Annotated in this window: 21 protein-coding genes and 1 pseudogene; 21 read left to right on the top strand and 1 reads right to left on the bottom strand. The window is 67.0% G+C overall.

Annotated features, from left to right (window positions below):
• The 21 genes and pseudogenes from ACI379_RS07800 to ACI379_RS07700 all read left to right on the top strand — a co-directional run.
• Positions 1-231: pseudogene (locus tag ACI379_RS07800) on the top strand (50S ribosomal protein L2); the annotation flags it as partial.
• A 14-nt stretch (positions 232-245) separates the two neighbouring features.
• A complete protein-coding gene (gene rpsS / locus ACI379_RS07795) occupies positions 246-527 on the top strand; it encodes a 30S ribosomal protein S19 (RefSeq protein WP_439791519.1) in 282 nt (93 codons plus the stop codon).
• Between the two features lie 31 nt (positions 528-558).
• Positions 559-984: a 50S ribosomal protein L22 gene (rplV, locus tag ACI379_RS07790; protein ID WP_439791518.1), complete on the top strand. Its 426-nt coding sequence runs from the start codon at positions 559-561 to the stop codon at positions 982-984.
• Positions 984-1,811, top strand: a complete 828-nt coding sequence (gene rpsC, locus ACI379_RS07785) for a 30S ribosomal protein S3 (protein ID WP_439791517.1) — start codon at positions 984-986, stop codon at positions 1,809-1,811. The genes rplV and rpsC overlap by 1 nt, the downstream gene beginning before the upstream one ends.
• 5 nt (positions 1,812-1,816) lie before the next feature.
• Positions 1,817-2,236 carry a 50S ribosomal protein L16 gene (gene rplP / locus ACI379_RS07780; RefSeq protein WP_137065147.1) on the top strand — a complete coding sequence of 140 codons (420 nt, stop codon included), beginning with the start codon at positions 1,817-1,819 and terminating at the stop codon, positions 2,234-2,236.
• Positions 2,236-2,481, top strand: coding sequence for a 50S ribosomal protein L29 (rpmC, locus tag ACI379_RS07775; RefSeq protein WP_439791516.1), 246 nt, complete (start codon positions 2,236-2,238; stop codon positions 2,479-2,481). Before rplP ends, rpmC begins: the two co-directional genes overlap by 1 nt.
• On the top strand, positions 2,478-2,750 hold the full coding sequence (gene rpsQ / locus ACI379_RS07770; RefSeq protein WP_439791515.1) for a 30S ribosomal protein S17: 273 nt from the start codon (positions 2,478-2,480) through the stop codon (positions 2,748-2,750). The genes rpmC and rpsQ overlap by 4 nt, the downstream gene beginning before the upstream one ends.
• Before the next feature lie 184 nt (positions 2,751-2,934).
• Complete coding sequence (gene rplN, locus ACI379_RS07765) at positions 2,935-3,303, top strand: 50S ribosomal protein L14 (RefSeq protein WP_439791514.1); 369 nt, start codon at positions 2,935-2,937, stop codon at positions 3,301-3,303.
• A 2-nt stretch (positions 3,304-3,305) separates the two neighbouring features.
• Positions 3,306-3,665, top strand: a complete 360-nt coding sequence (rplX, locus tag ACI379_RS07760) for a 50S ribosomal protein L24 (RefSeq protein ID WP_439791513.1) — start codon at positions 3,306-3,308, stop codon at positions 3,663-3,665.
• Between the two features lies 1 nt (position 3,666).
• Positions 3,667-4,218 carry a 50S ribosomal protein L5 gene (gene rplE, locus ACI379_RS07755; RefSeq protein ID WP_439791512.1) on the top strand — a complete coding sequence of 184 codons (552 nt, stop codon included), beginning with the start codon at positions 3,667-3,669 and terminating at the stop codon, positions 4,216-4,218.
• A gap of 1 nt (position 4,219) precedes the next feature.
• Complete coding sequence (locus ACI379_RS07750; protein WP_056151931.1) at positions 4,220-4,405, top strand: type Z 30S ribosomal protein S14; 186 nt, start codon at positions 4,220-4,222, stop codon at positions 4,403-4,405.
• Between the two features lie 120 nt (positions 4,406-4,525).
• A complete protein-coding gene (rpsH, locus tag ACI379_RS07745; RefSeq protein WP_439791511.1) occupies positions 4,526-4,945 on the top strand; it encodes a 30S ribosomal protein S8 in 420 nt (139 codons plus the stop codon).
• A gap of 31 nt (positions 4,946-4,976) precedes the next feature.
• Positions 4,977-5,519, top strand: a complete 543-nt coding sequence (gene rplF, locus ACI379_RS07740; RefSeq protein WP_439791510.1) for a 50S ribosomal protein L6 — start codon at positions 4,977-4,979, stop codon at positions 5,517-5,519.
• Between the two features lie 2 nt (positions 5,520-5,521).
• A complete protein-coding gene (rplR, locus tag ACI379_RS07735; RefSeq protein ID WP_439791509.1) occupies positions 5,522-5,905 on the top strand; it encodes a 50S ribosomal protein L18 in 384 nt (127 codons plus the stop codon).
• A gap of 31 nt (positions 5,906-5,936) precedes the next feature.
• Positions 5,937-6,563, top strand: a complete 627-nt coding sequence (gene rpsE / locus ACI379_RS07730) for a 30S ribosomal protein S5 (protein WP_439791508.1) — start codon at positions 5,937-5,939, stop codon at positions 6,561-6,563.
• A complete protein-coding gene (gene rpmD, locus ACI379_RS07725) occupies positions 6,563-6,745 on the top strand; it encodes a 50S ribosomal protein L30 (RefSeq protein WP_439791507.1) in 183 nt (60 codons plus the stop codon). Before rpsE ends, rpmD begins: the two co-directional genes overlap by 1 nt.
• 1 nt (position 6,746) lies before the next feature.
• On the top strand, positions 6,747-7,187 hold the full coding sequence (gene rplO / locus ACI379_RS07720) for a 50S ribosomal protein L15 (RefSeq protein WP_439791506.1): 441 nt from the start codon (positions 6,747-6,749) through the stop codon (positions 7,185-7,187).
• Positions 7,188-7,388: 201 nt separating this feature from the next.
• A complete protein-coding gene (gene secY / locus ACI379_RS07715) occupies positions 7,389-8,684 on the top strand; it encodes a preprotein translocase subunit SecY (protein WP_439791505.1) in 1,296 nt (431 codons plus the stop codon).
• Positions 8,684-9,256 carry an adenylate kinase gene (locus ACI379_RS07710; protein ID WP_439791504.1) on the top strand — a complete coding sequence of 191 codons (573 nt, stop codon included), beginning with the start codon at positions 8,684-8,686 and terminating at the stop codon, positions 9,254-9,256. The genes secY and ACI379_RS07710 overlap by 1 nt, the downstream gene beginning before the upstream one ends.
• A 6-nt stretch (positions 9,257-9,262) precedes the next feature.
• On the top strand, positions 9,263-10,087 hold the full coding sequence (map, locus tag ACI379_RS07705; RefSeq protein ID WP_439791503.1) for a type I methionyl aminopeptidase: 825 nt from the start codon (positions 9,263-9,265) through the stop codon (positions 10,085-10,087).
• 246 nt (positions 10,088-10,333) lie between these two features.
• Positions 10,334-11,356: a TerC family protein gene (locus ACI379_RS07700; protein WP_439791502.1), complete on the top strand. Its 1,023-nt coding sequence runs from the start codon at positions 10,334-10,336 to the stop codon at positions 11,354-11,356.
• 85 nt (positions 11,357-11,441) lie between these two features.
• Here the strand turns inward: ACI379_RS07700 and ACI379_RS07695 are convergent.
• A partial coding sequence (locus ACI379_RS07695) for a serine/threonine-protein kinase (RefSeq protein ID WP_439791501.1) occupies positions 11,442-12,466 on the bottom strand: 1,025 nt, incomplete at its 5' end.

Raw genomic sequence — 12,466 nt, 5'->3', positions numbered from 1 at the left:
AACATCAACTGGGGCAAGGCCGGCCGCATGCGCTGGAAGGGCAAGCGCCCGACCGTCCGCGGTGTCGCCATGAACCCGGTCGACCACCCGCACGGTGGTGGTGAGGGCAAGACGTCCGGTGGTCGCCACCCCGTCTCGCCCTGGGGCAAGCCCGAGGGCCGCACGCGCAAGCGCAAGGCCTCCGACTCCCAGATCATCCGCCGTCGCAAGTCCGGCAAGAACAAGCGCTGAGAAGGGACTAGGACATGCCTCGCAGCCTGAAGAAGGGTCCCTTCGTGGACGGCCACCTGATGAAGAAGGTGGACGCGGAGAACGACAAGGGTTCCCACAACGTCATCAAGACCTGGTCGCGCCGGTCGATGATCGTGCCGGCCATGATTGGCCACACGATCGCCGTGCACGACGGTCGCAAGCACGTTCCCGTCTTCGTGTCCGACTCGATGGTCGGCCACAAGCTCGGTGAGTTTGCCCCCACCCGCACCTACCGCGGGCACGTGAAGGAAGACCGGAAGGGTCGCCGCCGCTGACGCGGCGCGACAGAACTGGAGACAACGAGCTATGAGCGTTACTGAGCGTCAGCGCGTCAGCGCCCGCCGCGAGTCGCTGCTCGGCGACCAGCCGGGAGCCTTCGCGAGCGCACGCTTCGTGCGGATCACCCCGATGAAGGCGCGCCGTGTCGTTGACATGGTCCGCGGCCTTCCCGTCGACGAGGCCCTGGCCCTGCTGCAGTTTGCGCCGCAGGCCGCCGCCGAGACGGTCTACAAGGTCGTCGAGAGCGCGGTTGCGAACGCCGAGACCACCGAGGGCCTCAAGCGGGCCGACCTGGTGATCTCCGTCGCGTACGTCGACGAGGGCCCGACCATGAAGCGGTGGCGTCCGCGTGCGCAGGGTCGTGCGACCCGCATCAACAAGCGCACCAGCCACATCACGCTGGCTGTGCAGCCGGCCGGCGTCGTCGCCGACAAGAACGGAAAGGGTGCCTGATGGGCCAGAAGATCAACCCGAACGGCTTCCGTCTCGGCATCTCGACCGACCACAAGAGCCGTTGGTACGCCGACAAGCTCTACAAGGACTACGTCGGCGAGGACGTGCAGATCCGCAAGCTCCTGTCCAAGGGCATGGAGCGGGCCGGCATCTCGAAGGTGGAGATCGAGCGCACCCGTGACCGGGTCCGCGTCGACATCCACACCGCGCGTCCCGGCATCGTCATCGGTCGCCGTGGCGCCGAGGCCGACCGGATCCGCACCGAGCTGGAGAAGCTCACCGGCAAGCAGGTCCAGCTGAACATCCTCGAGGTCAAGAACCCCGAGATCGACGCGCAGCTGGTTGCCCAGGGCGTTGCCGAGCAGCTGTCCGGCCGTGTGCAGTTCCGCCGTGCCATGCGCAAGGCCATGCAGACCGCGATGCGGTCCGGTGCCAAGGGCATCCGGATCCAGTGCTCGGGCCGCCTCAACGGCGCCGAGATGAGCCGCACGGAGTTTTACCGTGAGGGTCGCGTCCCGCTGCACACGCTGCGTGCCGACATCGACTACGGCTTCTACGAGGCCCGTACAACCTTCGGCCGCATCGGCGTGAAGGTCTGGATCTACAAGGGTGAGGTTGCTGGCACGCGTGCCGAGCGCCAGGCCCAGCAGGCTGCTCGCGCCGGTGCCCCCGGTCGCGGTGGACGCCCCGCCCGCGGCGGCGACCGCCCGAACCGTGGCTCGCGCGGCGACCGTGCGCCCCGCAACGAGGCCCCCGCGGCCGCCGAGGCTGCTCCGGCTGCCGAGGCTCCGGCCGCTGAGGCTGCTTCTACCGGACAGGAGGGCTGACTCCCATGTTGATGCCCCGTCGTGTCAAGCACCGCAAGCAGCACCACCCCAAGCGGACCGGTGTTGCCAAGGGTGGCACCAAGCTCGCCTTCGGTGACTTCGGCATCCAGGCGGTTGAGGGTCACTACGTCACCAACCGTCAGATCGAGTCGGCCCGTATCGCCATGACCCGCCACATCAAGCGTGGCGGCAAGGTGTGGATCAACATCTACCCGGACCGCCCCCTGACCAAGAAGCCCGCCGAGACCCGCATGGGTTCCGGTAAGGGTTCCCCGGAGTGGTGGGTTGCCAACGTCAAGCCCGGCCGGGTCATGTTCGAACTGTCCGGTGTCTCGGAGGACGTCGCCCGTGAGGCCATGCGCCGCGCGATGCACAAGCTTCCGATGAAGTGCCGGTTCATTTCCCGCGAAGCTGGTGAATTCTGATGGCAGACAAGCTGCACGCCCACGAGCTCGACGAGCTCACCGCCACGGACCTCGAGGCCAAGCTCCGCGAGTCCAAGGAGGAGCTGTTCAACCTCCGTTTCCAGGCCGCCACCGGTCAGCTGGAGAACAACAGCCGTCTGCGCACGGTCAAGAAGGACATCGCCCGGATCTACACCGTGGTGCGCGAGCGTGAGCTCGGGATTCGCACCGCTCCGGGCGCGAGCACGGAAGAGGCGAAGGCATGAGCGAGAACACCACCGAGGTGCGCAACGCACGCAAGGTCCGTGAGGGCCTGGTCGTCAGCGACAAGATGGACAAGACCATCGTCGTCGCCGTCGAGGACCGTGTGAAGCACGCCCTGTACGGCAAGGTCATGCGTCGTACCTCGCGCCTGAAGGCCCACGACGAGCAGAACGAGTGTGGCATCGGCGACCGGGTCCTCATCATGGAGACCCGTCCGCTGTCCGCCACCAAGCGTTGGCGCCTCGTCGAGGTCCTCGAGAAGGCGAAGTGAGTGAGGGTGGCCGAGCCTGCTCGTGCCACCCGAACGAACGAGTCTTCACCGAGCGCAAGCGAGGTTGAGGCCAAGTGACACCCGGGCGCCCGGTCCGCCGGGCGCCCATCCCCACCTACAAGTTCGGCCAGGCTCGCGTCGCCACTGACGGCGCGAGAACCAGCTCGACAACCAGGAGAAATCAATGATCCAGCAGGAGTCGCGACTCAAGGTCGCCGACAACACCGGTGCAAAGGAGATCCTCTGCATCCGTGTACTCGGTGGCTCTGGTCGTCGCTACGCCGGCATCGGCGACGTCATCGTCGCCACTGTCAAGGACGCGATCCCCGGCGGCAACGTCAAGAAGGGCGACGTCGTCAAGGCCGTGGTCGTGCGCACCGCGAAGGAGCGCCGTCGTGCCGACGGTTCCTACATCAAGTTCGACGAGAACGCAGCCGTGATCCTCAAGAACGACGGCGAGCCCCGCGGTACCCGCATCTTCGGGCCCGTCGGTCGTGAGCTGCGCGAGAAGAAGTTCATGAAGATCATCTCGCTCGCGCCGGAGGTGCTGTGAAGATGGGTAACAACGTGAGCATCAAGAAGGGCGACACCGTCCTGGTCATCGCCGGTGCCGACAAGGGCGCCAAGGGCAAGGTCATCCGTGTCCTGCGCGAGGACAACCGCGTCGTCGTCGAGGGTGTCAACCTCGTCAAGCGCCACACCAAGTCGGTCCAGCAGGGCAACGGCGCCAACACCGGTGGCATCATCACCGTCGAGGCCCCGATCCACGTCTCGAACGTGATGCTGGTCGAGGGTGACGGCGTCACCCGCGTGGCGTACCGCCGCGACGAGGTCACCAAGCGCCGTCCCGACGGCTCGACCTACGAGGCCACCCGCTCCGTGCGCGTGTCCCGCAAGACCGGTAAGGAGATCTGAGATGGCTGAGTCCCCCCGTCTCAAGACGCGCTACCGCGAGGAGATCCTCCCCGCGCTGCAGTCCGAGTTCGAGATCAAGAACGTCATGCAGGTCCCCGGTCTGGTGAAGATCGTGGTCAACATGGGCGTCGGCGAGGCTGCTCGCGACTCGAAGCTGATCGAGGGCGCGATCCGCGACCTGACCGCGATCACCGGCCAGAAGCCGGCCGTGACCAAGGCCCGCAAGTCCATCGCGCAGTTCAAGCTGCGTGAGGGCATGCCGATCGGCGCGCACGTCACGCTGCGCGGCGACCGCATGTGGGAGTTCCTGGACCGCCTGCTGTCCCTGGCCCTGCCCCGAATCCGCGACTTCCGCGGCCTCAACGGCAACCAGTTCGACGGTCGTGGCAACTACACCTTCGGTCTCACCGAGCAGGTCATGTTCCACGAGATCGACCAGGACAAGACCGACCGCCAGCGCGGTATGGACATCACGGTCGTGACCACCGCCACCAACGACGACGAGGGTCGCGCCCTGCTCAAGCAGCTCGGCTTCCCGTTCAAGGAGAACTGACATGGCGAAGACTGCACTCAAGGTGAAGGCGGCCCGCAAGCCGAAGTTCGCGGTGCGTGGTTACACGCGCTGCCAGCGTTGCGGTCGCCCGAAGTCCGTCTACCGCAAGTTCGGCCTGTGCCGTATCTGCCTGCGGGAGATGGCTCACCGCGGTGAGCTGCCGGGTGTCACCAAGTCCTCTTGGTGACCCGCTCCCAGTTCCTCCTCGCCCGGCCCGCCGGGTGAATTCGAAGCCACAACAACGATCGCTGCAGGTCGCACCTGACACGCAGGTGCGAAACCGCTGTGGAGAAAGGGCCTCACGGCCATGACGATGACTGACCCGATCGCAGACATGCTCACGCGTCTGCGCAACGCCAACCAGGCGTACCACGACTCGGTGTCGATGCCTTACAGCAAGATGAAGGCCGGCCTCGCCGAGATCCTCAAGCAGGAGGGTTACATCACCTCCTACGACGTGAAGGACAACACCGACGCCGAGGGCAACCCGGCTGTCGGCAAGACCCTGACCGTCACCCTCAAGTACGGCCGCAGCCGGGAGCGCTCGATCGCGGGAGTTCGCCGCATCAGCAAGCCCGGTCTGCGCGTGTACGCCAAGCACACCAACCTGCCCAAGGTCCTCGGCGGTCTGGGCGTCGCGATCATCTCGACGTCCCAGGGTCTCCTGACCGACCGTCAGGCCAACCAGAAGGGCGTGGGTGGGGAAGTCCTCGCCTACGTCTGGTGACCTGGACGAGCGAGAAGGAGAGAGACTAAGCATGTCGCGCATTGGCAAGCTCCCCATCACCGTCCCCGCCGGTGTCGATGTCGCCATCGACGCCGCCGAGGTCACGGTCAAGGGCCCCAAGGGCACCCTGTCCCACACGGTCGCCGCTCCGATCACGGTCGAGCGCTCCGAGGACGGCACGCTCGAGGTCAAGCGTCCCGACGACGAGCGCAACAGCCGCTCGCTGCACGGGCTGACCCGCACCCTGATCAACAACATGGTCGTCGGTGTCACCGAGGGGTACGAGAAGAAGCTCGAGATCGTCGGCGTGGGTTACCGCGTCCTGTCGAAGGGCCCGACCCAGCTGGAGTTCCAGCTCGGTTACTCGCACCCGATCATCATTGACGCCCCCGAGGGCATCACCTTCACCGTCGAGGGCCCGACCAAGCTCGGCGTCGTCGGCATCGACAAGCAGCTCGTGGGTGAGGTTGCGGCCAACATCCGCAAGCTCCGCAAGCCCGAGCCCTACAAGGGCAAGGGCGTGCGCTACGCCGGCGAGCACATCCGCCGCAAGGTCGGAAAGGCTGGTAAGTGACCATGGCTGTTTCGCTTTCCAACAACAAGCACACCGCTGCTCGCACGCGTTCGCGCCTGCGCCGTCAGCTGCGTGGTCGCAAGAAGGTCGCCGGCACCGCCGAGCGTCCCCGCCTGGTCGTGACCCGTTCCACCAAGCACATCTCCGTGCAGGTCGTGGACGACACCGTCGGCAAGACGCTGGCCTACGCCTCCACCATGGAGGCCGACCTGCGTGCCGCCGAGGGTGACAAGACCGCGAAGGCCCAGCAGGTCGGCAAGCTCGTCGCCGAGCGCGCCCAGGCCGCTGGTGTCGAGGCCGTCGTGTTCGACCGCGCCGGCAACAAGTACACCGGTCGCATCGCGGCCCTGGCCGACGCCGCCCGCGAGGGTGGCCTGGCGTTCTGACGCCGGACCAGAGAGAGAAGAGGAAAATCTCATGAGCGGAGCCCAGCGCGGACAGCGCGGTGGCGAGCGCCAGTCCGGTGGCCGCAACCGTGACGGTCGCCGCGACCAGAACGCTGACAAGAACGCGTACATCGAGCGCGTCGTCGCGATCAACCGCGTCGCCAAGGTCGTGAAGGGTGGTCGTCGCTTCAGCTTCACCGCCCTCGTGATCGTCGGTGACGGTGAAGGTCTGGTCGGCGTCGGTTACGGCAAGGCCAAGGAAGTTCCCGCGGCGATCGCCAAGGGTGTCGAGGAGGCGAAGAAGAACTTCTTCCGCGTCCCTCGCGTCCAGGGCACCATCCCGCACCCGGTCCAGGGTGAGAAGGCCGCTGGTGTGGTCCTTCTCCGTCCGGCCGCCCCCGGTACCGGTGTCATCGCCGGTGGTCCGGTGCGCGCCGTCCTGGAGTGCGCCGGCATCCACGACGTGCTGAGCAAGTCGCTCGGTTCGTCCAACCAGATCAACATCGTCCACGCGACCGTCGAGGCGCTGAAGATGCTGGAGGAGCCCGAGGCCGTGGCCGCCCGTCGTGGCCTGAAGGTCGAGGACGTCACCCCGGCCGCGCTGCTCAAGGCGCGTGCCGAGGGCGCGAAGCTCGAGACCGCGGGGGTGCAGCAGTAATGGCACAGCTCAAGGTTCAGCAGAAGAAGTCCACGATCGGCTGCAAGGCCAACCAGCGCGAGACCATGCGTTCCCTCGGTCTCAAGCGCATTGGCGACGTGGTCGTCAAGGAGGACCGCCCGGAGATCCGCGGCATGGTCCAGACCGTCCGTCACCTGGTGACGGTCGAGGAGGTCGACTGACATGACGCTCAAGCTGCACCACCTGCGTCCTGCCCCCGGCGCCAAGACCGCCAAGACCCGTGTGGGTCGTGGTGAGGCGTCCAAGGGTAAGACCGCCGGTCGTGGTACCAAGGGCACCAAGGCTCGTTACCAGGTTCCGGTCGCCTTCGAGGGTGGCCAGATGCCGATCCACATGCGGCTCCCGAAGCTCAAGGGCTTCAAGAACCCGTTCAAGGTGGAGTTCCAGGTCGTGAACCTGGACAAGCTCAACGAGACCTTCCCCAACGGTGGCACCGTCACCGTCGAGGACCTGGTCAACAACGGCCTGGTTCGCAAGAACCAGCCGGTCAAGGTGCTGGGCCAGGGGGACATCTCCGTGGCTCTGCAGGTGACCGCCACCGCGTTCTCGTCCTCCGCCAAGGAGAAGATCGAGGCCGCCGGTGGTTCGGTGACCGTCGCCTGACCAGTCCCCAGGGACACGTCTGCCGCTCGGCCCGGTCGAATCAATGTGCTTCGTCACGATGGTTCGGCCGGGCCGTTCGCATTCCGCCGCCCGGTCCGTGCCGGGGGGACTGTTACGCTTCCCCGGGCCTGTCGGGAGACAGGTCGCTGAACCAGGGGCACGGCCAGGTGAGGTCGGTCCACCGTCACGAAAGAGGAACCAGTGCTAGGCGCCTTCGCTAACGCGTTCCGTACCCCGGAACTGCGGAACAAGCTGCTGTTCGTCCTGATGATCGTCACGCTGTTCCGGTTGGGCTCCCAGGTGCCCTCGCCCGGTGTGGACGTCGCGAACGTGCAGGAGTGCCTCGCTGGACTCGAGAGCTCGGGCCTGTACGGCCTGATCAACATGTTCTCCGGTGGGGCGCTGCTCCAGCTGTCGATCTTCGCGCTGGGGATCATGCCGTACATCACGGCCTCCATCATCCTGCAGCTGCTCGTCGTGGTGATCCCGCGGCTCGAGCGGCTCAAGGAGGAGGGCCAGGCCGGTCAGGCCAAGATCACCCAGTACACGCGCTACCTGACGCTGGGTCTGGCCGTCCTGCAGGCCACCGGCATCGTCGCGCTGGCGCGCAGCGGTGACCTGATCCAGGGCTGTGCCGCCCCGCTGCTGCACAACGACAGCATCGGCCTGTTCCTGACGCTGGTCATCACGATGACCGCCGGCACGGCCGTCATCATGTGGTTCGGTGAGCTCATCACTGACCGCGGCATCGGCAACGGCATGTCGATCCTCATCTTCACCCAGGTCGTCGCGACGTTCCCCGGCTCGCTGTGGGACATCCAGCAGCGCAAGAGCTGGTGGATCTTCGCCGTCGTCCTGGTGATCGGTCTGATCCTGATCGCCGGTGTCATCTTCATCGAGCAGGCCCAGCGCCGCATTCCCGTCCAGTACGCCCGCCGCATGGTGGGCCGCAAGATGTTCGGTGGCAACTCCACCTACATCCCGCTGAAGGTCAACCAGGCCGGCATCATCCCGGTGATCTTCGCCTCCTCTCTGCTGTATCTGCCTGCCATGGCGATCCAGTTCAACCAGAGCAGCAACAACGCCGTTGTGAGCTTCCTGAAGAAGTACTTCGAGGGCGGGGACCACCCGCTCTACATGGCGACCTTCTTCGCCATGATCATCTTCTTCACGTATTTCTACGTCTCGATCACCTTCAACCCGAAGGAAGTCGCGGACAACATGAAGAAGTACGGCGGCTTCATTCCCGGGATCCGGGCGGGCAAGTCGACCGAGGAGTACCTCTCTTACGTCCTCTCCCGCATCACGTTCCCTGGAGCTCTCTACCTCGGCCTGATCTCGCTGGTCCCGCTGATCGCCTTCGTGCTCATCGGTGCCAACCAGAACTTCCCGTTCGGTGGCACGTCGATCCTCATCATGGTCGGCGTCGCCCTCGACACGGTGAAGCAGATCGAGAGCCAGCTCCAGCAGCGCAACTACGAAGGATTCCTCCGCTAATGCGTCTCATCCTCATGGGTCCCCCCGGGGCCGGCAAGGGCACCCAGGCCAAGTACGTCGCCGAGCACTTCGGCGTCCCCGCCATCTCCACCGGCGACATCTTCCGCGCCAACGTCTCCCAGGGCACGCCGCTGGGTGTCGAGGCCAAGCGCTACATGGACGCCGGGCAGTACGTGCCGGACGAGGTCACCAACAACATGGTGCGCTCGCGCCTGGCCGAGTCCGACGCCGAGCCGGGCTTCCTGCTCGATGGCTACCCGCGCACGGTGGCCCAGGTCCACGAGCTCGACGCGATGCTCGTCGACTCCGGTTCCGCCCTGGACGCCGTCGTGGTCCTCACCGTCGACCAGGACGAGCTCGTGCAGCGTCTGCTGGCCCGTGCCCAGGTCGAGGGTCGCGCCGACGACACCGAGGAGGTCATCCGTACGCGTCAGCAGGTCTACGCCGAGGAGACCGCCCCGCTGATCGACGTCTACCGCGAGCGCGGCCTCCTGGTGGAGGTCGACGGCATGGGTGAGGTGGCCGAGGTCACCGAGCGCGTGTTCAAGGCGCTCTCCGCCGCGGCGAGCTGAGTCGTCATGGGCCTGCGTGACCGCGGTCTCGAGATCAAGACCCCCGAGCAGATCGACCTGATGCGTGTGGCGGGCGCCCTGGTCGGGGACACCCTCGAGCTGCTGCGGTCCGAGGCCCGCCCCGGTGTCACCACCGGGGAGCTGGACCAGATCGCGGAGACGAACATCCGCGACCACGGTGGCATCCCGTCCTTCCTCGGGTACGGGGTGCCGCCGTTCCCGGCCACCATCTGCGCGTCGGTCAACGACGAGGTGGTCCACGGCATCCCCGGCGACCGCGTCCTGCGGGACGGGGACATCGTCAGCATCGACTGCGGCGCGATCGTCGGCGGCTGGCATGGTGACTCCGCCGTCACGCTCGCCATCGGCGAGGTCTCCCCGGAGGTGACCGAGCTGATGCGGGTCACCGAGGAGTCGCTGTGGCGCGGCATGGCCGCCGCGCACCTCGGGGGACGGGTCACGGACATCTCCCACGCCATCGAGTCGTACGTCCGTTCGCAGGGCCGCTACGGCATCCTCGAGGACTACACCGGCCACGGCATCGGCACCGAGATGCACATGGCCCCCAACGTGCCCAACTACGGCCGCAAGGGGCGTGGACCGACCCTCGTGGAGGGGCTGGCCCTGGCGGTCGAGCCGATGGTCACCCTGGGCAGCAAGCACACGGACCTGCTCGAGGACGAGTGGACCGTCGCGACCGTGGACGGCTCGTTCGCGGCCCACTTCGAGCACACCTTCACCCTCACCCCGTCCGGCCCGTGGGTGCTGACCGCCGTCGACGGCGGTGCCGCACGTTTCGCGGAGATGGGCATCACGTTCGGCGGTCGCTGAGCGGCCACCCACGCCGCGCGCAGTCCTCCGAATCGCGTCGCTGGACGCGACGTGAAAGACTTGACGCTGCTGGAGGGGAGTATTCCCCCGTGGTGATGTCGTCAGGACGGTCGTACCCGCTCAGGGTCCGGCCCGGTGTCACCGGTCGGCCGCAGGCCGGCGGAAGAGACCTCCGGAGCCCCAGCGGCCCGCACTCGGCGGGCCGCGCGTGACAACTCCGGAGGACATTCCCGCGTGGATGCCATCATGGGCGACTCCGTCGCCTCACCCACCGTCTGGATCATCACGATCGCCGTGACGGTGATCTTCTTCTTCGTCGACCTCTTCGTCATCGCACGTCGGCCCCACGAGCCGTCCATGGCCGAGGTGAGCCGTCACCTGGCGTTCTTCGTCGGGTCGGCGATCGTGTTCGGCGTCGTGCTGTGGATCTTCGCCCACCCGCACGAGCTGTCGCCCAACCCCGGCCCTGAGTTCTTCGCCGGGTGGCTGACCGAGTACTCGCTCTCGATCGACAACCTGTTCATCTTCATCATCATCATGAACAGCTTCGCCGTGCCTCGGCAGTACCAGCAGACGGCGCTGATGATCGGCATCGTCCTGGCGCTGGTGATGCGCGCGATCTTCATCGTCGTCGGCGCCGCAGCGATCAACCAGTTCAGCTGGGTGTTCTACATCTTCGGCCTGTTCCTGCTCTACACGGCGATCAAGCTCGGCAAGGAGGCCAACGCCGACGACGACGAGTTCGAGGAGAACAAGCTGGTCAAGTTCGCCGAGAAGCACCTGCCCTCCACCAAGGAGTGGAACGGAACCAAGCTCTTCACGGTCGAGAACGGCAAGCGCCTCATCACCCCGATGTTCCTGGTCGTGCTGACCCTGGGCACCACGGACCTGCTCTTCGCGCTCGACTCGATCCCGGCGATCTACGGCCTCACCCAGGACCCGTACCTGGTCTTCACCGCCAACGTGTTCGCCCTGATGGGTCTGCGTCAGCTGTACTTCCTCATCGGTGGTCTGCTGCAGCGCTTGATCTACCTGTCGTACGGCCTGGCGTTCCTGCTCTTCTTCATCGGGATCAAGCTGATCCTGCACGCGATGCACAAGAACGAGCTGCCGTTCATCAACGGCGGTCACCACATCGAGTGGGCGCCGGAGATCCCGATCTGGATGTCCCTGACCGTCATCATCGGCACCCTGGCCATCACCGCGATCGCGTCGCTGGCGGTCTCGCGGCGCCGCGACAGCGCGCCGAAGGCCGACCTCGAGGGCTGAGCCCGCACGTCGACGAGAACAGCGCCGGTCACCCCGTGAGGGGTGGCCGGCGCTGTCGTTGCGTACGCGGGTCCTTGCTGAGGTCTCAGGCGACGCACTGCCGGGTCGGGGGGGAGACCACCGCGCCACGGGTCAGCTGGATGGTCAGGCAGACGGACTTGTCGGAGGCCACGACGTGCGAGGTGCGGGTGGTCCGCTCGAAGCCCGCGTCGTCGGTCTGCCAGAGCCACTCGTCGCCGGCCTGGGCCTCGGGGCTGCTCCACTGGAAGCGCACCCCCTTGGCGGTACGACGACCCTCCAGGGTCGGGGCCTCCGCGAGCACCTCCACCACCGGGTCCGAGGGGGTGATCCCACCGGGGTCCGGGTTGGCGCCGGGGTCGTCCTCGCGGCCCTCGCTCATGAAGAGTGCGCCCGCCAGGACGGCGAGCACGACAGCGCCGACCGCCGCCCACACCGCTCCGGACACCTTGCGCGGCGCCCGCTCGGGGGCGCGGTCCTCGATCTGGCGCTCCTGCGCGGCCTGGACGCGCCGCGGGGCGGAGGCGGAGATGACGGTCGGCGCCTTCATCACGGTGGCGCCGTCGACGTCGGGGTGGGCGTCGTGGGGCTGGGGAGCGATGGGTGCCGCCTGGTCGCCCTCGACGGCGATCACCGTGCGGGGCCAGCCGGCCGCCGCCTCGATGCGCTGCAGGGCGCGGGCCAGCTCGAGGGCCGACTTTGGCCGGTGCTCGGGGCGCTTGGCCAGGCACTGCTGGAGCAGCCTGTCGAGCGCCGGGGGCACGTCGGGCCGCTGCGTGGCGGGCGGGGCGGCGTGCAGGATGCGCGCGCTCAGCGCCCGGGTGGAGTTGTCGCCCGAGGGGATGGAGAACGGGGAGCGCCCCACCAGGAGGTGCCACACGGTCGCCCCGAGGGAGTACACGTCGGAGGCCACCGAGCCGTTGGAGGTGCCGTCGAGCAGCTCGGGTGGCGACCAGGGGTAGGAGATGCGGACGTCGTGGTCGCCCTCCACGTCGGCGATGTGGCCGGCGATGCCGAAGTCGGTGAGCGCCGGCTCCTGGTAGGTGGTCACCAGCACGTTGCTGGGCTTGATGTCGCGGTGCAGGATCCCGG

The organism is Nocardioides sp. (assembly GCF_051876515.1).
Taxonomy (GTDB): Bacteria; Actinomycetota; Actinomycetes; order Propionibacteriales; family Nocardioidaceae; genus Nocardioides.
This window is presented reverse-complemented; position numbering and strand designations above follow the sequence as displayed.